This window comes from Methylophaga muralis, from assembly GCF_001720165.1.
In the GTDB taxonomy this organism is placed as follows: Bacteria; Pseudomonadota; Gammaproteobacteria; order Nitrosococcales; family Methylophagaceae; genus Methylophaga; species Methylophaga muralis.
Map to the genome: position 1 here is coordinate 127227 of NZ_MCRI01000003.1, position 19046 is coordinate 146272.

Here is a 19046-nt window from a genome sequence, read left to right on the forward strand (position 1 = left end):
TTGGCTCGGTGATAACTGAGACTATTTTTGAACATTTATCGATTATCAAAGTTTTTATAAATGGAATTAACATTAACCTTGCCAACCCTTTTGGCTTTATTTATCAGTTTGGCGGTTCTCGCCGCCATCCCAGGCATCAGCGTGTTGGTAGTGTCATCCAGAGCTGCTGCATATGGTTTCACTCATGGTGTAGCGACTACATTTGGCATTGTATTGGTCGATATTCTATTTATCAGTATTGCCTTGTATGGCATGACATTGCTACTACCATGGCTAGGAAAATGGGCTGTACTTATTCGTCTATTGGCCGCGGTATATTTATTTTGGTTAGCTTGGCGATTATGGTGTTTTTCTGACCCCAAAAAGCCTTTCTCCGATATCGAATATTCAGCATCGCTAAGCTCCAGTTTTTTATTAGGTGTCGTTGTGACGTTGGCCGACCACAAAGCCATTTTGTTTTATATGGGGTTTTTCCCAGCCTTGATGGATTTAAGTCTTTTAACCCTGAACGATACAGTGGTTATTTTTCTGCTGACGTTTTTGGCTGTGGGGGGCGTAAAAATGAGTTATGCATATCTTTCAGCCAAATCGGCTAAGAGTTTTATTATTAATAGAGCATCACAATTCAATAAATTTGCAGCAATTTTGATCTCACTAGTCGCTTTAATCATGCTGCTGTCTTTATGGTGGAATCTTTAAAAAACTTTTTAATCTATGCAGATTTAACAGTGTTTAGTGGGAATATTGTTTATCTTTTGTTATAAACGGTTAACGGGACATTTCTATATTCTGGATGTTGTCCCAGGTTTTTAACTGGGGGGAGCATGATTGATAGGGCATTTATAGCAAATTATCCCGCGATAACGGTATATCGCTGATGTTCTCCAATACACAATCATTATTATTTGAATGATGACCGGTTCAAAACCAGAGTTACCGCTTCGTCGATATGTTGATATGCATATTATTAAATCGATGCTTTTGGTCGGTATTGCTTATTATGTGGCAGCCTTAATCGCAATACACCAAACCATAACGCCTGAAGGTATCGCCATTTTATGGCCACCAAACGCAATAGTGCTTGCTGCTTTTTTAATTTATCCCTTTCGTTACCTACCATTTATTGCTGCGGCAGGTATTACTGCTGAATTAGTAGCCTCGGCTCCATTCTTTCCCCTCTGGTCAGCAATCTGTTTTGCGCTAATCAATCTCTCCTCAGTGTCGTTGGCAGCTTTTTTGATTCGACGCAAAAGCGGGCAGAATTTTAATTTTGATAGGCTAAAAAATGGTGCGTATTTTTTAGTATTTGGCCCATTTTTATCGGCTTCTATCGCTGGCATGTTAGGTGGTGGGGTTTATGTCTTTTTAGGTAGAACTGACACGAGTTATCTTAGCTTGTGGCAAATTTGGTGGTTTGGTGATGCGCTGGCTATGCTGGTGTTAACTCCTTTAATTGTGGTGTTAGCACGTTGGATGCAAGCAGGTTTCCCACACTTTAAATTGCATTTTTTGCTCGAAGCTTTTTTACTCTGGCTGGTCGTTATTATTATTGGTTATCAAAGCTTTAACATTGAAAGTTCTGATAATGCCTATTTATTTTTTACCCCAGTCTGGCTTGTGTTCCTGGGCATTGTTGCGGCTATCAGGCTTGGTGTAGCAGGAGCCTCAACCACTGTTGCTTTGATTACCGCATTTGCGGTGGAACATTTGTTACGTGGCACACATCCACTAATCGTGAATATGCCGCAAAATGCACTTTTACTTACCCAAGAATATCTTGCCATTATTGCGATCGTTTCAATTGGTCTGGCGTTGTTAATTCAGGAAATAGCCGAACAGCGCGATGAACTAAAGCGTCATGAGAATGCATTAAAAGCACAAAATCAATTTCTGGAAGAACGTGTTAATGAACGCACTTTAGCTTTGAAAGAAGTCAATCAAGCCCTGCAACATGCCAATGATCGATTGGCTAAGAGTGCAGCAACTGACGAACTCACCGGTATTGCAAACCGTCGACATTTTCTTAGTGAAGTTGAGCGTGAGTTACAACGTTTGCGATTAGATGGTCAGACTGCCAGTGCCATTATGATCGATATAGATCATTTCAAACTGGTCAACGATAATTTGGGTCACGATGCTGGAGATAAGGTACTGCGTGATATTGTTGAACCGATCAGCCAAGCCATCAGACCAAGAGATTTGTTTGGCCGTATGGGCGGGGAAGAATTTCTGATATTTCTTTCTGGAGCCGATTACGATATGAGTAATGCTGTCGCCGAACGTATCCGCTTAGCCATAGAATCGCTAACCGTGAACTATCGTGAGCATCAGATCAACATCACAGCAAGTCTCGGTGTCGCTCAGTGGGACGGAAACAGTCATCTGGATGAATTGTTTTATCAAGCAGATAAAGCCCTCTATCAGGCCAAAAACAGAGGGCGGAACCGAGTATTTAATATCACTAATATTGAAAGTGAAAACAGGTCATCGCGGGGTTCCAATCATGAAGATCATTTCGAACTGCCTTGATTCAACTGTCCAATTCGGGAAGACGATTGGCTCCCCAGCTGCGATGAATACGATCAATCACCCGTTGCAATTCTTCTGAGCTGACCAAAGCAAACTGGCCCGGTTCAAGCGGATCATAATGAAATATATACAACCGGGATGCGAACTCTTCAAATGGTAAAGATGCTTCGCCAAACCGCTCAGAGTGGCCCGAGGTACTGACCTGAATATCATCACCCCAATTCTGACCACTATCGTTATTCGGGTTGTAAAAATACACACGCATCACATTTTCCGGATCCAATGTCACACGCAAAATGGTGATGGCGTGCCAGCCCACAAACCGTAAAGCACTGTCAGTCACTGCAATCCCGGCTGGCTGTGGATGTATCAACGGCTGATTGTCATTGTAATAGGGGTGATAGCTGGCATAAAAATGCCTGAGAAAGACTTCCAGCTGCATTAACTTACCGGAGGCAACATCCACATTAATACTGAATCCTCGTCCACACCACCAGCCATGAAATTCAGGGTTCACCCAACGATGTGGGTCGCCTTCACGATCAATACAGCAACGGCCCATTTCGGCATAAATACGATCCAGATGTGGCACCAGAATTAACGAAACGGGATCCAGATCCATCGGCAAATGATTGGCAACGCCAGACAGACTATCTTGTGAAGAAATCGCCTGACCTTCGAAATGCATAATGATTTCATCATCACGTGCTGCCCAGACTACCATTTGCAGCAGATAATCCGGGTCATTGTAGGCCCACATCGAAATCGCTCTGGCCGACTGACAGGTTGGATTATTGCCCTGACCAATGCCCAGTGGCTGACCCAACATACACAGCACACCCTCTAACAAGCGGCTTGATGCATCAGGAGTGTCTCCGAACAAGCTGTTCAATCGTTGCTCTGCTGCTGGGGATAACGGCAGTGATAATTGACGCCATAAAGAGGGCGCCATCGGTGATTGATACAAGATACCGCGTTCCAGCATTAGTGCCAGACCATAAATACCTTGGGCTGTTTCGGGGAGAATGGCTTTGGCAATTATTGCTCTGACCAAGTCGCTGTAACTCAACAGACAATCCCGTCCTGTTGTAGACAAACCCAACGCTTCGCTCAGCAAATAATCGGTTTCCTCCGATAAATGTCTGAGCAATACAGCATGGTAGGGAGAAACTAGGCCAGTATCATGCATCGCGCGAGCAAAACCACTGGCTTCATATTGTAATGCGGCATTGTCCATGGTCATCAGACGTTGTAGATAAATGTCTACACCCGGATCTTCCCGGCATGCCTGAGTCGGTCCGTACAAACTGCTGATCAGACGATCCGCACCCTGACCGCTGGCACCCATGTCTATATCGGGGTTTTGCCGACAAATCGCAATCTGGGTCACCATTTGTTTGACATGATCTACTTGAATAGGGCGCTGCTGCAAAATTCGCCAAATTTCATCAGTTAACTGATCAATAACATGCTCATAACCAATCGTTTTAGCGAGGTGTGTTAACAAGCCACGGCTGATATCGGCTAACCGACCCTGCAGTTCACGTTCGGCTTCATCAGCAACCGAAAATAAGCGTTTAAGATTTACGGCCAAAACCTGCGTTAGAAAATGATGGGCCTGCTCCGCACTAATCTCAGGATGTGAATATTGTTGTTTGGCCACGGCCAGAAAACGAATCTCGCTAAGCGCTTCAATCACCACACTATGGGCATAACTGCTGCTTAAAGCCTGCGGTGTAAGTGCCGGGATTAAAATCTGCGGTGTAGCATAATCTGAATTATCAAATGCACCGGCCTGCTCGATTTGCTGAATATAGGCCATCATTAAGTCAAAGCCATTGGGCAAATGCAAAATACGTTTTGCGGCATCATACAAGCGCCCAGCTTTAGCTGCTTTACTAAAACTGGGTGCTTTTTGGAGCTGCTGAATGGCATCATCCAATCGTTCGATCAACAATGATTGATCGGCTTCTGGATGTTTAATGACAGTGGGTTCAGTCACTTATATTTCCTGCTGTTACCGCGATGAAGCAATAGATTTAGATATAAAAATCCAACGATTCCTGATGCTTCAATAAATCTCGCATCACCACCGGATCCTGGCCAAAGAAGTATAACAAACCCCAATGTGTGCCAAAGGCGGTGCGTTTAGTGACAGTTTCTTCCAGTGGAGCAGTCAGTTCATGAAAATCAAAATACGGGTGATCTTCGGTTTCCTGTGGAATCTCCAAACGGCTGACGACACGACGACGCGGGTAAACACCAAAGCAACCAGCAACACCCTTGGCATCAACCACTTCTTTAGGGAAGAACTGAGTGATTTCGTCTTCAGTAGTCTTCGGATCAAACGACAAAATCAATCCGTGATAAGCATTAAATCCATAAGCTTTTTCTAACAACTCAAACACTTTAAAACCGGGTGGACGATAAGCAACTTCACCGAAGTACATTTCACTATCACTGGTGACAAAATATTCTGGATGTATAAAACCAAAATCGATATCAAAGGTTTTTATCAGTTTTTCAATCTGTTGAGTAATTTGTGGACGGTACTGTTCCAGTTCTGGCGTGGCCGGTACAAAAACCGAATAACCCAGCGTCACATACTCAGAAATGTTGAGAAAGCGAATTTTGCCATTATGGATCCAGGCTTCTACAGCAAACTCCCAACCATCAAGATGCGATTCCATCAAAAATGGAAATTCATCATCGGGGATCATATCCACTTCATCTGGGGTGCGAATTACACGGTGTCCGAGACAGCCAGCTTTATCAAACGCTTTTAGATGAATCGGATCATTAGGATCACCATCCAGTTTTAACAAAGTCTGATTGACGCGTTTCAGAAAACGCACCACATCGCTTTTGTCATGCGCTTCTTCAAAGATACCAACGCGTATTCCACCTAACTGAGCACGCCGTTTCATCAGTGCTTTATCACGTAATAACAGTGACTGGCCGAAAAGTCGGGGGTTATTCAATAACACCGAGTTAATTGCACCAGCCCATTCAACTGTTTCTTCGAACAATGGAATAGCCACGTTGACGCCTGCATCCTGCAGGGTTTGAGCAATTTCCAGTGAACGGTCATTGAGGCGTTCAAAATTCCACGGGATATAGGGAATGTTGTGCTCTGTGCAGTATGGTTCAGCCCAGTCGGGTGCCACCACCACGTATCGCCGGTCAAAAGATTCAGCAGCCTCAACAGCATTCAGACTCCATCCTAATAACGCGATATAACCTTTATCTGGATTGAATTTGCCGGTTGTGGGTTCTGCCATAAATTATCACCTTTGATTTTTGATAAATAAAACAATACCTTACAGTGGTGAGTGCAATTTAGATAATCGCATCATTAATTTTTAACTGATTATAAAGTTGCCATCGTCATGCATGGTGCCATTGTCCATGCCTGTTTAACCGTGGCAGAAAAAGTGATTACCAGAGGTATAATTTCTTTGTAATGCGCAGATTTGATGCTGGTTTAGGGCATCCGTGATTTACAGATGCCCAGCTCTACCATTAAGCGGTTTCAACAAGTTGATTATTCATTTCATAGAGATTGATAAAGTCCTGCATACCCAAAGCAGCCAATATGTTCTGATCGTCATCCAGAATCTCATACATGACACCTTCTGTACCACGGATGCTAAATAGAACGATCGTGCCTTCGTCTCCACCACTTTCCCGATGCGGAGTGATATCGGCAGGGCTGGTTTTATAACTGCCAACGGGCCTAATTTCTTTTAATTCACCATTGGCATGATACAAATGATGCTCACCATGAATGACAAAAGTATGGTTCAAGGCACAATGACGGTGAAGGAAGATTGGATCATTAGCTGCAAATTTAAAAATCACATCGATCACTTTATTGGCCTGGTCAATGTCGAGAATGCAGTAGCGAAAGTTGTCAAATTCGCCAAATTTCTGCCAATTAATATGCGTATCATCAAAAATATACTTACTCATCTTTTCGCCCTCACAGAATAAAAAACCGGATTCCATATTACGCATCAAGGACTAATGATCTATACAGAGATATGCCTGTGGAAAACGGGTGTTTTGCCCGATTTTGTAATTAACGTTTTCCTGTTGAGCGAAGTTGTTTAGAGTGCAGTGAGGAAAATGAAGGTTTGTTTATCTATGCGTTTTATCAGTCTTAAAAGCTATCTGATTTTATTAATTATCATTATTGCCAGCTTCTGTCTTTTGTTCACTACGTTATGGGTGTTATACCAATCTGATAAACAGACTCAACAACAAACCAACCAAGCTTTGAATTCAGCAACCAAACAGTTGCATGTACAGTTAATCCGCGTACAAACCAATTTCGAAAGACCAGATAACTTTCCCAATCTGAGCTTATGGCAGGAGGCTGAGAATTACTCAGGTTTATGTGTTCGGTTTATTGGGCTACAAGATCGAGTTGAACAAAGTATTTGTCGTGGAGGAGGGGTTACGCGTTCATGGCCAGATTGGTTTGATGGATTTTATCGATGGGTGTTTCGTCCCGGTAAAGCCGTTGAGCAAGCGTTATCTCATGCAGGCAAGCACTATGGCTCGGTGATGGTGCTGCCAAGTGTCGATATAGCGCTTGATAATGCATGGCAGGATGTTCGCAAATTAATGGGTCTAGCGACGCTGACGATCGTGTCACTGAGTATTCTGCTGTATTTCGCCATAGGTTACGCCCTACGACCTGGTCGGGTTATTGTTGAAGAACTGCAGAAAATGAAAGCCAATGAATTTTCCTCTCGGCTACCAGATTTTTTTATTACCGAGTGGCAATACATGGGGCGCGAAATGAATCAACTAGCGGCCGATTTACAGTCCAATCTGGCGGAAAGAAAGGCGCTTGCATTAAAGCTGGTAGACATACAGGAACATGAACGAAAGTTTTTAGCTAGAGAACTGCATGATGAGTTTGGTCAGTCATTAGCGGGCTTATCCGCAGTAGCATCACTGATTACACAATTAGCTGAAAAAGATTATCCGCCGTTAGCAAAGCAAGGTGAAAAGGTCAGTGACATTACGTCATATATGATGGGCTTGTTACGTGACATGCTCATTCGACTTCGGCCAGCAGATTTCGATGAACTAGGTTTAATCGATAGTTTAAAAGCCATGATTGCAGGCTGGAATTCACAAAGCGGTGGAAAAACGCAATATCAGTTGGAAGTAATAGGCGACTTTTCTGATCTGAACGATACCTTACCTGTCAGTATTTTTCGCATGGCGCAGGAATGTTTAACCAATATTGCCAAGCATTCAAAAGCGTCAAACGCCTTAATTCTTTTACAACGAATTTCCTCTACGGCGGAGCCCAATGTTAGCGAGCATATCCTGTTGAAAATTGAAGATGATGGAATTGCCAGCGATCTAACATTTATCAGGCGGTCCGGAATTGGTTTACTAGGCTTGCAGGAGAGGGTAGATGCACTGGGAGGAACACTTCAATTCAAAACCCTTACGCCAAGCGGACTGGCAATACACATCGAGATCCCCTTGTTTAACGGCAGAGAGGTGGGCGATGAATAACCGCCAAATCAATATTCTACTGGTGGATGATCACGCTATTGTCAGAGAAGGCTATCGGGCATTACTGGAAAAGCAGCCGAATATGAATATCGTTGCTGAAGCCAGTAGTGGAGAAGAAGCGTATTTTTTGTTCAAACAATATCGACCGAATCTGCTGATTATGGACTTATCATTACCAGATCAAAGCGGCATTGAAACCATTTCCCGAATCAAAAAATATGAACCTGCGGCGAACATTTTAGTATTTACCATGCATCAAAACCCACTTATCGCCTCCAAAGCCATCCAGGCTGGAGCAAGAGGTTATATCACCAAAAATAATTTACCTGCTGTATTGATACAGGCTATCTATGATGTCCATTGTGGTGTGATGGCATTGAGTCAGGATATAGAAAAAGCCATTGCCCTCGACAGTGTTGCAGGACCGGCAGTGGCAATAAAGGAATTAACGGTCAGGGAGTTTGAGATTTTGCGATTGGTAGTCACTGCTAAATCGGCAGCAGAAATAGCAGAGATACTGAATATTAGTCCCAAAACAGTTGCTAACTGTCATTATCTAATTAAACGCAAACTCGGTGTGTCGAATGACATCGAGCTCACCCATCTGGCCATTAAAATGCAGGTGATTGATCCTGGCGAATGCTTGCAATAGTCGAGCTCAGTTAATGGATCTACTGTGAATAATAATTTGAGTAGTATTTAGGATTAAAAGCAATCGCCATCAGCAGTCCCACAATGCCTAATCCGGCCAGTAAAATCCAGGCAACGCTAAAGCTTTCTGATGAATCACGGATCCAGCCGGCAATCCACGGGGCAATAGCGGCGATCATCGCGCCAAAACCTTGCACAAAGCCGGTGAGTTTACCGGCAATCATTGAGTTGGAATGATGGTCCATCGTCACTATCAATGCCATCGGGAAGATGCCACCAATTCCCAGCCCAGCAATGGCTGACCACAGCCACAGACTGATATCAGGTCTTAATGCCATGCCGCCAAAACCGATGATTTGTAAAATGCATAAAATGTACAAAATAAGTCGGCGATCGATGTTTTTAGAAGACAGAGCAGGGAACAGTAATCCGGCCACAACTTCCATAGCGGTTAACAAGCCCAGCATCAGTCCAGCTTGTTTTGCCGTGAAACCTTGTTCGATCGCATAAGGTGATAACCAGGCCAACACACAGACATAACCACTGGAACCCAGTGAAAAAAAGATCGCCAGGTACCAGCTGCGACGGTTACGCCAGAGTCCAGGTGTCGCGATGTTTTGTGAGTCATCTTTGTCATCGAAACGTCTGGCATCAGGTTTATAAATCCACCAGGCTATCAATGCTATTACTGCGAGCAGGCTCCAGCTACCGAGTCCCATTCTCCAGCCGTATTCAGCTTCAATAAACGGTGAAATGGAAGCTGATAACGCCGCACCGGCCATGATGCCGGTGATATACAGCCCCATCATTTTTGGGTGTTGTGGGCCGTAAATATTTTTGATAACCATGGGCATCAGTGCTTGAATCAAGGCAATGCCTAAACCCGCTAACAGCGCGGTGAAAATCAATGCATAGGCGTTAAAGGACCAAATTCGTAGTCCTGCCGCTATGGCCAATAACACAATCGAAAAAGTGATGATTTGATTGGTGCCAAAGCGCTGTGCCAGTTTATAACCAGCAAGGCAAAACAATCCCATCGCAAACACCGGCAAAGTCGTAAGCAATGAGGCGAGTTTAAAACTGAGGGTGATGTCGTGCTGGATAGCTGGTAGTAATGGGCCAACAGACGCCAGAATGGGACGTAGATTGAGTGCAACCAGCACAATCACTTCGGCAAAAATGATTCTCTCCATAGTGGAGTATTCGTATTCACTGGCAGACATGCCGTTCCTTTTAGCGTTATGCATTGAAGATGAATCGTAGCTATATCTCTCAAGCCACAGTTCATTTTGGTGGGCATGCCAAAACTAAGCAAATAGTTTGCAAATAAGATTGTGTAATGTCGTAGTGAATTGGTGTGTACTTTAGGCGAGGCAATTCAATTTATTGTTCAACTTGCAGTGTCTTTCAAAAACACTCTGCCTAAGATCTTGCTGGATATTTACTGCAGTGTGATATGTGGTAGGTAATTGGAGACAGCAAAATAATTCGCTGTCTCCGTGATTATTCCTGATTCAGGAAAGCAGCTTTTCGCGTTTGGGATCATAAAACGGTAATTTCACTACCTGACCAGCAAGCCGTTTCTGCTGGCCATCCAGTTTTCCAACTTCAAGTCGGGTGCCGATATGGGCAAAGTCAGGAGCGATTCTCACCATAGCAATCTGTTTACCCATTAACGGTGAGTAAGTTGCACTGGTGACAATGCCTACCGGGAATCTACCGTTGTAAACGTGATCACCATGAGCTGCCGCATCTCCGCCTTCCAAAATCATGCCCACCAGCTTGTCACGGCTTTCCGGTGTCTGACGAGCCAAAGCCGCACGGCCAATAAAATCTTCCTGTTTGCTATTGAGAGGCACACTGAATCCGGTACCTGCTTCAAATGGCGTTATATCGTGGCTAAATTCATGGTCGGCCATACTCAAACCGGCTTCAATTCGCAATATATCCAGAGCATCAAAACCCATAGGCGCAATATCATAAGCCTGACCAGCTTGCCAGACGGCATCCCACACAGTTGGTGAATCATCCGGATGGCACCAGACTTCATAACCTAATTCGCCGGTATAACCGGTTCGTGAAATCATCACCGGAATCCCGGTCGGGCCGCCAAGACGACCAATGGTAAAGTGAAACCATTTGAGTTTTTCAACACTGGGCTGACTGTCCGAAGTCCAGACTATTTCGCTTAGTAATTCGCGGCTTTTCGGCCCTTGCACTGCGAGATTATCCAGTTGTTCTGTCGCATTGCGAATACTGACTTTAAAGCCTTTTTGCTGAGCTTTTTCCCGCATCCAGACACCGGTATATTCCGCGCCGCAGATCCAGCGATAGGCTTGTTCACCCATGCGGAAAATAGTGCCGTCATCAATCATGCCGCCGGTTTCCAGACATATTGCTGAGTGGGCAATTTCGCCAATCGCCATGCGGCTGACATTCTGCGTTAACACATATTGTAAAAAGGCCACTGCATCAGGACCGACGACTTCAAATTTGCGTAATGCTGATAAATCCAGCACGGCGACTCGTTCACGACAGGCCAGATATTCTGCATTGGCACCCCAGCCGTTATATTCAGTGGCGACCCAATAGCCGGCATAGTCGATAAATTTCTTGGTGAGTTCAGAGGTTCGGCTGTGAAAGCCGGAAGCTTTGGTCATGCGAGGTAACTCCTCAGAAGTGGTTCGGTGGGCAATGGCGCGAGGAAACTGTTGTTCGGCACCATAAATCCGTACATGAATATCGGTTGGATGCCAGCCATTGGCTGGATCAATATCATCAGGGCAGGCTGAGGAGGCACACACGAGATCCCGATCAGCACGGAATAACACATAATCTCCGGCACGTGACCATGGTTCATCCATAAACACGGCACCAGAAGCATCAATTGCCGTATTAAAAAACAAATTGATGGCAGGCCAGCCGGCACGTGGTTTTATGCCAAAAGGTGCCAGCACCCGATTAAAATTCTCGGTACAACTGATATGACCAAAATAACCGCTGTCGTCATAATATTTTGGGGTGCAGGCCAGCAGGAAACTGTCATGTCGACCGACGGTATCCTGAACTACTTCCACCATTGATAACAGATCGGTTCCCAGAAAACGCGAGTGCAGACCGGGAACCGGATTGCTAAGACCAATTACTGTTCTGGTCGAAGTCGCATCCAAAGGAATTTCAATACCCTGATCTAATGCCTGTTTATCGAAAGCGACAAAATCAGAACACTGTTTGCCGGAGACATCGATGATCTGAATCCATTCACCTTTTTTGACTTCATAGGTTCGGGCTGATGCGCGTGGAATTCGCAATTCGGTTTTTATCGGGCCCAACGGTTCAGGCAATGGACATTCGGTCTGATCTGCATAGGTAATCGTAATATCAACCTCGGTCACCGGATTTTGTTCATCAACAGCCATTTTGGCGCCGGCCGCAGCGACCACCACAGTCAGATCACTGATAGCTTTAAAATTCGCAGCTTCACTGCCTGATACCGATAAGACCTGTTCAAGGTGTGTTGCATCCAGTTGCCAGCTTGCCAGTTGATTACGCAATTTATCTGCGGCTGATCCATTCTGTTGGAGCTGCTGTTGAATTGCTAACGCTGCGACGGGCTTACGCGGATCCAATAATTCCGGGGCTGACTTACCCTGTGAATCTAAAACAATTAGTTCACAGTTTTGAACCTTATCCTGACTGACGATGCACAGCTTATCTCCAGCTTTGAGCCGGAGCTTTATTGCTTGCTGGCCTGCCAACCGAAATCGACGAACTGGCTCGCTGGGAGAGGATTCGAAAAAATAATCTTCTCCCCATGACTGATTTTTCATTTCTAACATCGATTATTCCTGTAAGCGAAAAGCCAGTGGTCATAACGAACTTATCTGGTGCATTTTTACAGCGTTTCGCGTCATTAAAGTGCAGCCATTTACAATCAAAAACGGCTACTTGTTGCCATACACTATTTATTTTCCCAAAGATTGCAGCAATTCTCCTGATGGCATACCTCATTGGTATTACCCCAGGCTTAAATCCCGTCAGCTGGCATAAAAGCTGCTGTTTATTAACTGCAATTTCATTGAATGATGACGCTTTACACTGCTAAATGGCACTCAGCCAAAGGACAACGGAGTCATGCTCAATATCAAACGGAAACACTGGCCAACAATACAGGAGTGGTTGGGGCAGCGATTACAGTTTGTCACGCATAACAGCAAACCCAAGCCTGCGCTGGATTTAAATGATCTGGCGTTCAAACTTGCAACCGCAAACGACATTAATGAAACCTTACCCAAGGTGCTGACCGCATTACAGGCACTGCTGGACGAACAATTCACATCTTCAGAACGAGGTGATCTGCTGGTCTTATTTAGCAATCCATTAACCTCCGAATCCTACGTGCATCATTGTCTGCAGGAGGCTCCGTCACAGAAATTAATTCAGAGCCTGCATCAGCATTTCACCATTCGAAAACCCATTGAAAACCGCCTTATCAAACTCGAGATAAACGGAGCATCACTTAACTGCGCTCCCATCCGATTATTCGATCACGACAATCAGACTATCTGGTTAATGATGTGTTTTCGTCAGGCCTTGCCTAATGAAAAAAAACTTAAATGGGAAATGGCTTTAATTGAACAGACCCTTGCCAAGGGCTTACAGGCTTGGTTTCAACGTGAGAGTAAGGTCAAACAGGCACTCGCTGCTGAACGAGCAATTTATGCCGCTGAGCTGCATGACTCACTGGCTCAAGTGTTGGGTTACCTGAAACTTAAAAGTGCCAAACTCGATAAATTGTGTTTGAAAGCTGAATATGCAGAGCTGAAACCGATTACCGAAGATTTAGCGGCCTATACCCAATGCGCCTATCATCAAACTCGTGAATTGATCACCGCTTCGCGACTGACTATGCAAAGTGAGAGTTTGTCGCAAGGGGTGACTAATTCGGTTCGAGAATTTGAACAGCAGTCAGCCATCGTGTTTGAACTGGATAATCGCTTGCCGGTTAACTTGCTGCCACCTAAACAATCGATTCAGATCCTTTATATTATTCGTGAAAGTCTCAGCAATATCGTCCGGCATTCCCATGCCACGCATGCCCGTGTGGCATTACGGTTGAAATCAACCAGTCAGCTGCATATTCAAATTGAAGACAATGGATCTGGCATTGATTTCGCTGCGGCGCGCAGTGATAGTTTTGGTTTACAAATCATGCATGAACGGGCTGAGCGGATAGGGGCAACATTAAATATTTCACCACGCCCAGATGGCGGTACATTGGTACAGCTGAAGATGGATATCGGAGACCTGTCATGAATTCATCACCGATATCCGTCGTGGTTGTTGATGATCATCCATTGTTTCGACGTGGCGTGGTCGAGTTACTCAATGACAGTGACGAAATGACGGTAATTGCCGAATATGATTCAGCAGTCTCTTTGCTGAATAATCTTGACGATACGTATCCCGATATTTTGCTACTGGACTTACAGATGCCGGACCAATCGGGGCTGGATGTGCTTAAGCAGCTGCGTAGCCATGATGAACAGCTCAAAATCATTATTATCACGGCCTGCAGTGATCAGCAGATGTTGCTCGAAGCACTGCGATTTGGTGCCAATGGATTTTTGCAAAAAGATACTCCGCCGGATGAAATCCTGGCGCAGCTTGTTTCTGCAGTGAAAGGCAATGTGGTGATCAATGCCGGAGCCGTTACTTCTCTGGCCACACATCTTCGTGAACATCAAACGGCAGCCATCAGCCAGTCAAATCCCGCTTTTACGCAAATGACAGAACGTGAACGCGAAACGCTGTTTTATATTTCCAAAGGTTTAAACAATAAATTGATCGCAAGAGAGCTCGGCATTAGCGATGGCACCGTCAAGGTTTACGTTAAAAACCTGCTACGCAAATTGAATCTGCATTCCAGGTTGGAACTGGCTGCATGGGCTCACAATCATCAGTCTGATGAGATGCCGGACAGAGAACACTGAAATGACCCTACTCAAATGGCCCGCTAAAAACCTGGCCGCAGATCCATCTGCGTCACAATTGACCCAACTGCTTAATAGTCTCAGTGATGTGGTGATGATGCTTGATGAACAGCATCAGATAAAAATGATCAATCAGTGCTGGCAGGATATTACCGGTATCAGCATAGAGCAGACACAGGGCAGAACCTTTACTGATTTTCTGCACCCCGAGGATATTGCCAGCTGGACGCAGCTGATGCAGAACCTTCGTCCGGATTCAAAAGAAGTGATTTGGTTTCGTTTGATAAGTGCCAGTGGCGAATTGCGCTGGTGCGAAATGCGTTTGCAGTCGATGGAGAAAAACAAACTCTATCCACTGTCCGCCACCCTTTGTGATATCACGCCGCAGGTACGCAATGAACAGGTGCGTCATGCCAGCTATCGCAGTCTGCAAAGCCTGGTGGATCGTTTACCAGCGATGTTGTACCGGGCTCGAAACAATATCAGTTGGTCGATGGAATATGTCAGTGAAGGCTGCGAATTGATTACCGGTTACAGCGCCGAGAATATGTTGAATCAACCGCAAGTATCCTTGGGGGCAATGATCCACGGAGAAGATGCCGGTTATGTCTGGGAGCAAGTGCAAATCGCCTTGGAGAATCGTACTACCTTCAGCATTGAATACCGCCTCACCCAAGCAGATGGTAAGGAAATTGTGGTGCAGGATAAGGGCAGGGGGCTTTATTCAGAGAGTGGAATGGTACTGGGAGTAGAAGGCATAATTTTTCAGACTACCATTTAAAAAAACAGCATTTTTTCCATTTTATTAATCACTTACCCTTTTTGGGATACCCCTTGAAGAGGATTTTTCATCATTGCTCTGCGGGTTATTTTGATGCTGACAGCTGCCATAAACGCAGCATAAAGCTGATAAACAACATTGATGGAGTTAAAACCTATGTCAACTCGAGTAGCGGTACTTGGAGCCGGACCCAGTGGCCTTGCACAACTTAGAGCGTTTCAATCTGCACAGGCCAAAGGTGCTGAAATTCCAGAGATAGTCTGCTTTGAAAAGCAAAGCGATTGGGGCGGTCTGTGGAATTACACCTGGCGCACCGGTCTGGATGAAAATGGCGAACCGGTGCATGGCAGTATGTATCGTTATCTTTGGTCAAATGGTCCCAAAGAGTGCCTGGAGTTTGCGGACTATACTTTTGAAGAACATTTCGGCAAACCGATTGCCTCTTATCCGCCACGCGAAGTGTTGTTTGATTACATCAAAGGCCGGGTGGAAAAGGCCGGGGTACGCAAATATATTCGCTTTAACACTGCCGTTCGGAATGTGACCTACGATGATGCCAGTCAAAAATTCACCGTGACAGTTCAGGATCACACTACCGATACGGTTTACGCTGAAGAATTCGATTACGTTGTCTGCGCCACCGGCCATTTCTCAACACCAAAAGTACCTACCTTTGAAGGCTTTGATAAGTTTGGCGGCCGTATTCTGCATGCCCATGATTTCCGTGATGCGCTGGAATTCAAAGATAAAGATATTCTGCTGGTGGGCAGCAGCTATTCGGCAGAAGATATCGGTTCGCAATGTTACAAATACGGTGCTCGCAGCCTGATTAGTTGTTATCGAAGTGCACCCATGGGCTACAAATGGCCAGAAAACTGGGATGAAAAACCTAACCTGGTCAGAGTTGATACTGATACCGCCTATTTTATGGATGGCAGCTCGAAAAAAATCGATGCCATTATTCTATGTACTGGCTATTTGCATTACTTCCCATTTCTCTCTGATGATTTACGCTTAAAGACCAACAATCGCTTGTGGCCGCTTAATCTCTATAAGGGTGTGGTCTGGGAAGATAATCCGAAGTTTTTCTATCTCGGCATGCAGGATCAGTGGTATTCATTCAATATGTTTGATGCTCAGGCCTGGTATGCGCGAGACATTATCATGGGTCGCATTCCGCTACCTTCTCTAGATGAGATGCGGGCGCATAGCATGATGTGGCGCGAGAAAGAGTTGACGTTGGAAACCGCTGAAGAAATGTACACCTATCAGGGCGATTACATTCAGGAATTGATTGATGCCACGGACTACCCGTCATTCGATATTCCGGCTGTCAACCAGACATTCCTTGAATGGAAATATCACAAGAAGAAAAATATTATGACCTTCCGTGATCATTCGTATCGCTCGTTGATGACCGGCACTATGTCACCACCCCACCATACGCCTTGGTTGGAGGCTTTGGATGACTCGTTAGAAGCCTATCTGTCTGATAAAAGTGAAATGCCTGTAGCTAAAGAAGCATAAAGCTACTGAACTTATTTTTATTTTAAATTAGGTGGATACCATGACTTTGTTAACCAAAATAATTGATAAAACAGTCGCACCGATCGAGACCGATCTCGATGGCTGGACCAAGCTCGAAGGCAATCCAACCATGAAAACCTGGATTGAATATACAAGCCCAGACGGTGCCATGATTACTGGTTGTTGGGAAGCGACACCAGGTCTCTATCATGCCGTCTATGCAGGTTGGGAGTTTGTACATTTGATTGAAGGTGAGGTTGTCGTTACCCCAGATGATGGTGAGCCACAAAGTTTCGGACCAGGAGATGCGTTTATGCTAGAAAAAGGTTTTAGTGGAACCTGGTTAATTAAAAAAAAGGTTTATAAACACTTTGCTATCAAGTTGAAGTAATGTTGCATAAACTCGATAAGGAGTGTGCTTGTATGCATGCTCCTTTTTCATTCGCTAATAATGGATGTAAAACAGATTCGAAATGATAAAAGCAATTTTTATAGCAAGCGAAAACTTGGGAGCTCAACAACAGGTAACGGCAATTGATCTGGTTGCGGGTAAAGGTATCAAAGGCGACCGAAACTTTGATAAAGCCCAATGGCCCGGACAGAACATCACATTTATTGAGCTGGAAGAAATCAACGCTTTTAATCAGCATTTTGTTCAACAAATCAGTTTGTCAGATACAAGGCGTAATGTGATTACCGAAGGCGTGCGCCTCAATGAGTTAGTCGGTAAGGTTTTTCGTATTGGTAAAGTCAGCTTCAAAGGCATAGAGCTGTGTGAACCTTGCAACACTTTGGGATCGTTATTAGCAAACGAAAGCTTGAGCAAAAAAGTCATCGTCAAAGCGTTTACTCATAAAGCCGGTCTGCGAGCGGATGTATTAACGGATGGTCAAATCGATGTGGGTATGTCGATTGAAATAGCGGTGATGCAGCCAGCCAACTAAAGCTGCATCACACTGTTTTATAAAGATTAATTACTATCTGACTCTCGGTATAACACATCCAACAAGGCAAACATTGCCTGTTGGCTTTGTTTAAGTTGGTCGGCGTTATTCATTAGCGTTGATTCATTTTGCACATAGTCGGTTTTTGGCATTGGATGAGATTCCAATGCAAGAAATGCTTCGACCGTGCCCGGTTCAACTTCCAGATGAAACTGTAACGCCCAAATCCGCTTGCCATAATAAAAACCCTGACTTGGTGTAATCACACTATGAGCAAAAGAGCAGGTGTTTTCCGGTAACTCAAAACAGTCACCATGCCAGCTTAAAGGCTGCAAATCCTCTGGCATCCATGTCGCTTCGAGATCCGTTTTGCTCACTGGATACCAACCGATTTCCTGCTGAGTATTTGGATAGACCTTGGCTCCTAACGCGGAGGCTATTAACTGACTACCAAGGCAAATTCCGAGCAGAGTTTTATCCGCTTCAATTGCCTCTCGTATAAGTTGTTTTTCGCCAATCAGCCAGGGATAGTTGGTTTCATCATAAGTGCTCATCGGACCACCCATGATTAATAACCAGTCAAATTCGGCGACTGAGGGCAGAGGATCATTCTGATCCAGCCGGTAAGTTGTCAATTGAAATGGTTTGTCCGCAAACCAATGCCGCATGGATCCAATCCACTCGCCATCAGCATGCTGAAAGATAGCGACTTTCTGCATTCGCAACTCCAAAAAGCTAATGAAAATTCAGATACCAAGAATAGTTATCTGATAAAAAAGCAAACTGCGAATCGCCACGCTACGAGCAGTGAGTTAACGATAACGAATATCGCTGGAAAAGCAAAGCGCTGCAGAGGTTGATATCAAAGTTTAACGATCAAATTTTACGTTTAATAAAATTTGGTTATAAAAATCATACTCTTCTGAATAGAATCATAGGATAAGTATCTGATTAAACGATTAAATCAGCTGATGCCCCATTTTTGCTCACTTTGCGCACAACTCTGGTGCAAACTGGTTTACAGAAGTGGATTTATAGGACTACTATCACTCCGGCAACCCAAAAGTTAAAAAAATTTAT

The 19046-nt window shown here is 44.6% G+C and carries 16 protein-coding genes; 10 read left to right on the top strand and 6 right to left on the bottom strand.

The genetic code is table 11. The features are described from left to right. The first annotated feature begins 60 nt into the window (after nucleotides 1–60). Complete coding sequence (locus A9E74_RS03080) at nucleotides 61–699, top strand: LysE family translocator (RefSeq protein ID WP_069295179.1); 639 nt, start codon at nucleotides 61–63, stop codon at nucleotides 697–699. A 210-nt stretch (nucleotides 700–909) separates the two neighbouring features. After that, nucleotides 910–2529: a sensor domain-containing diguanylate cyclase gene (locus A9E74_RS03085; RefSeq protein ID WP_069295180.1), complete on the top strand. Its 1620-nt coding sequence runs from the start codon at nucleotides 910–912 to the stop codon at nucleotides 2527–2529. Nucleotide 2530: 1 nt separating this feature from the next. On the opposite strand, the gene A9E74_RS03090 is transcribed toward A9E74_RS03085, so the two are convergent. From A9E74_RS03090 to A9E74_RS03100, 3 genes are all read right to left on the bottom strand, one after another. Further along, nucleotides 2531–4531 carry a hypothetical protein gene (locus tag A9E74_RS03090; RefSeq protein ID WP_069295181.1) on the bottom strand — a complete coding sequence of 667 codons (2001 nt, stop codon included), beginning with the start codon at nucleotides 4529–4531 and terminating at the stop codon, nucleotides 2531–2533. Between the two features lie 37 nt (nucleotides 4532–4568). Then, complete coding sequence (locus A9E74_RS03095; RefSeq protein WP_069295182.1) at nucleotides 4569–5810, bottom strand: ATP-grasp domain-containing protein; 1242 nt, start codon at nucleotides 5808–5810, stop codon at nucleotides 4569–4571. Between the two features lie 241 nt (nucleotides 5811–6051). After that, nucleotides 6052–6501 carry a cupin domain-containing protein gene (locus tag A9E74_RS03100; RefSeq protein WP_069295205.1) on the bottom strand — a complete coding sequence of 150 codons (450 nt, stop codon included), beginning with the start codon at nucleotides 6499–6501 and terminating at the stop codon, nucleotides 6052–6054. Nucleotides 6502–6675: 174 nt separating this feature from the next. Between A9E74_RS03100 and A9E74_RS03105 the strand changes: the two genes are divergently transcribed. Then, nucleotides 6676–8070, top strand: a complete 1395-nt coding sequence (locus tag A9E74_RS03105) for a sensor histidine kinase (protein WP_176718901.1) — start codon at nucleotides 6676–6678, stop codon at nucleotides 8068–8070. After that, nucleotides 8063–8722, top strand: coding sequence for a response regulator (locus A9E74_RS03110; protein WP_069295183.1), 660 nt, complete (start codon nucleotides 8063–8065; stop codon nucleotides 8720–8722). Before A9E74_RS03105 ends, A9E74_RS03110 begins: the two co-directional genes overlap by 8 nt. Nucleotides 8723–8741: 19 nt before the next feature. On the opposite strand, the gene A9E74_RS03115 is transcribed toward A9E74_RS03110, so the two are convergent. After that, nucleotides 8742–9944 (bottom strand): cyanate transporter, encoded by a 1203-nt coding sequence (locus A9E74_RS03115; RefSeq protein ID WP_069295184.1) that lies wholly within the window; start codon nucleotides 9942–9944, stop codon nucleotides 8742–8744. Between the two features lie 291 nt (nucleotides 9945–10235). Continuing rightward, nucleotides 10236–12560 carry a DUF1989 domain-containing protein gene (locus A9E74_RS03120; protein ID WP_069295185.1) on the bottom strand — a complete coding sequence of 775 codons (2325 nt, stop codon included), beginning with the start codon at nucleotides 12558–12560 and terminating at the stop codon, nucleotides 10236–10238. 295 nt (nucleotides 12561–12855) lie between these two features. Between A9E74_RS03120 and A9E74_RS03125 the strand changes: the two genes are divergently transcribed. The 6 genes from A9E74_RS03125 to A9E74_RS03150 all read left to right on the top strand — a co-directional run bounded on the left by A9E74_RS03125 (nucleotide 12856) and on the right by A9E74_RS03150 (nucleotide 17966). Further along, complete coding sequence (locus tag A9E74_RS03125) at nucleotides 12856–14037, top strand: sensor histidine kinase (RefSeq protein ID WP_069295186.1); 1182 nt, start codon at nucleotides 12856–12858, stop codon at nucleotides 14035–14037. Then, nucleotides 14034–14714 carry a response regulator gene (locus A9E74_RS03130; protein ID WP_069295187.1) on the top strand — a complete coding sequence of 227 codons (681 nt, stop codon included), beginning with the start codon at nucleotides 14034–14036 and terminating at the stop codon, nucleotides 14712–14714. The genes A9E74_RS03125 and A9E74_RS03130 overlap by 4 nt, the downstream gene beginning before the upstream one ends. 1 nt (nucleotide 14715) lies before the next feature. Then, nucleotides 14716–15495, top strand: coding sequence for a PAS domain-containing protein (locus tag A9E74_RS03135; protein ID WP_069295188.1), 780 nt, complete (start codon nucleotides 14716–14718; stop codon nucleotides 15493–15495). A 156-nt stretch (nucleotides 15496–15651) separates the two neighbouring features. Then, entirely contained in the window at nucleotides 15652–17022 is a 1371-nt protein-coding gene (locus A9E74_RS03140) for an NAD(P)-binding domain-containing protein (protein ID WP_069295189.1), read from the top strand. A gap of 40 nt (nucleotides 17023–17062) precedes the next feature. After that, nucleotides 17063–17413, top strand: coding sequence for a cupin domain-containing protein (locus A9E74_RS03145; protein ID WP_069295190.1), 351 nt, complete (start codon nucleotides 17063–17065; stop codon nucleotides 17411–17413). An 82-nt stretch (nucleotides 17414–17495) separates the two neighbouring features. Then, nucleotides 17496–17966: an MOSC domain-containing protein gene (locus A9E74_RS03150; RefSeq protein ID WP_069295191.1), complete on the top strand. Its 471-nt coding sequence runs from the start codon at nucleotides 17496–17498 to the stop codon at nucleotides 17964–17966. A gap of 26 nt (nucleotides 17967–17992) precedes the next feature. On the opposite strand, the gene A9E74_RS03155 is transcribed toward A9E74_RS03150, so the two are convergent. After that, nucleotides 17993–18685 carry a type 1 glutamine amidotransferase gene (locus tag A9E74_RS03155; RefSeq protein WP_069295192.1) on the bottom strand — a complete coding sequence of 231 codons (693 nt, stop codon included), beginning with the start codon at nucleotides 18683–18685 and terminating at the stop codon, nucleotides 17993–17995. Nucleotides 18686–19046 lie beyond the last annotated feature (361 nt).

Bases quoted from the DNA above. Each gene is read 5' to 3' on its own strand.
- A9E74_RS03080 (WP_069295179.1), top strand. From the start codon at position 61: ATGGAATTAACATTAACCTTGCCAACCCTTTTGGCTTTATTTATCAGT.
- A9E74_RS03085 (WP_069295180.1), top strand. From the start codon at position 910: ATGATGACCGGTTCAAAACCAGAGTTACCGCTTCGTCGATATGTTGAT.
- A9E74_RS03095 (WP_069295182.1), bottom strand. From the start codon at position 5,810: ATGGCAGAACCCACAACCGGCAAATTCAATCCAGATAAAGGTTATATC.
- A9E74_RS03100 (WP_069295205.1), bottom strand. From the start codon at position 6,501: ATGAGTAAGTATATTTTTGATGATACGCATATTAATTGGCAGAAATTT.
- A9E74_RS03105 (WP_176718901.1), top strand. From the start codon at position 6,676: ATGCGTTTTATCAGTCTTAAAAGCTATCTGATTTTATTAATTATCATT.
- A9E74_RS03110 (WP_069295183.1), top strand. From the start codon at position 8,063: ATGAATAACCGCCAAATCAATATTCTACTGGTGGATGATCACGCTATT.
- A9E74_RS03115 (WP_069295184.1), bottom strand. From the start codon at position 9,944: ATGTCTGCCAGTGAATACGAATACTCCACTATGGAGAGAATCATTTTT.
- A9E74_RS03120 (WP_069295185.1), bottom strand. From the start codon at position 12,560: ATGTTAGAAATGAAAAATCAGTCATGGGGAGAAGATTATTTTTTCGAA.
- A9E74_RS03125 (WP_069295186.1), top strand. From the start codon at position 12,856: ATGCTCAATATCAAACGGAAACACTGGCCAACAATACAGGAGTGGTTG.
- A9E74_RS03130 (WP_069295187.1), top strand. From the start codon at position 14,034: ATGAATTCATCACCGATATCCGTCGTGGTTGTTGATGATCATCCATTG.
- A9E74_RS03135 (WP_069295188.1), top strand. From the start codon at position 14,716: ATGACCCTACTCAAATGGCCCGCTAAAAACCTGGCCGCAGATCCATCT.
- A9E74_RS03140 (WP_069295189.1), top strand. From the start codon at position 15,652: ATGTCAACTCGAGTAGCGGTACTTGGAGCCGGACCCAGTGGCCTTGCA.
- A9E74_RS03145 (WP_069295190.1), top strand. From the start codon at position 17,063: ATGACTTTGTTAACCAAAATAATTGATAAAACAGTCGCACCGATCGAG.
- A9E74_RS03150 (WP_069295191.1), top strand. From the start codon at position 17,496: ATGATAAAAGCAATTTTTATAGCAAGCGAAAACTTGGGAGCTCAACAA.
- A9E74_RS03155 (WP_069295192.1), bottom strand. From the start codon at position 18,685: ATGCAGAAAGTCGCTATCTTTCAGCATGCTGATGGCGAGTGGATTGGA.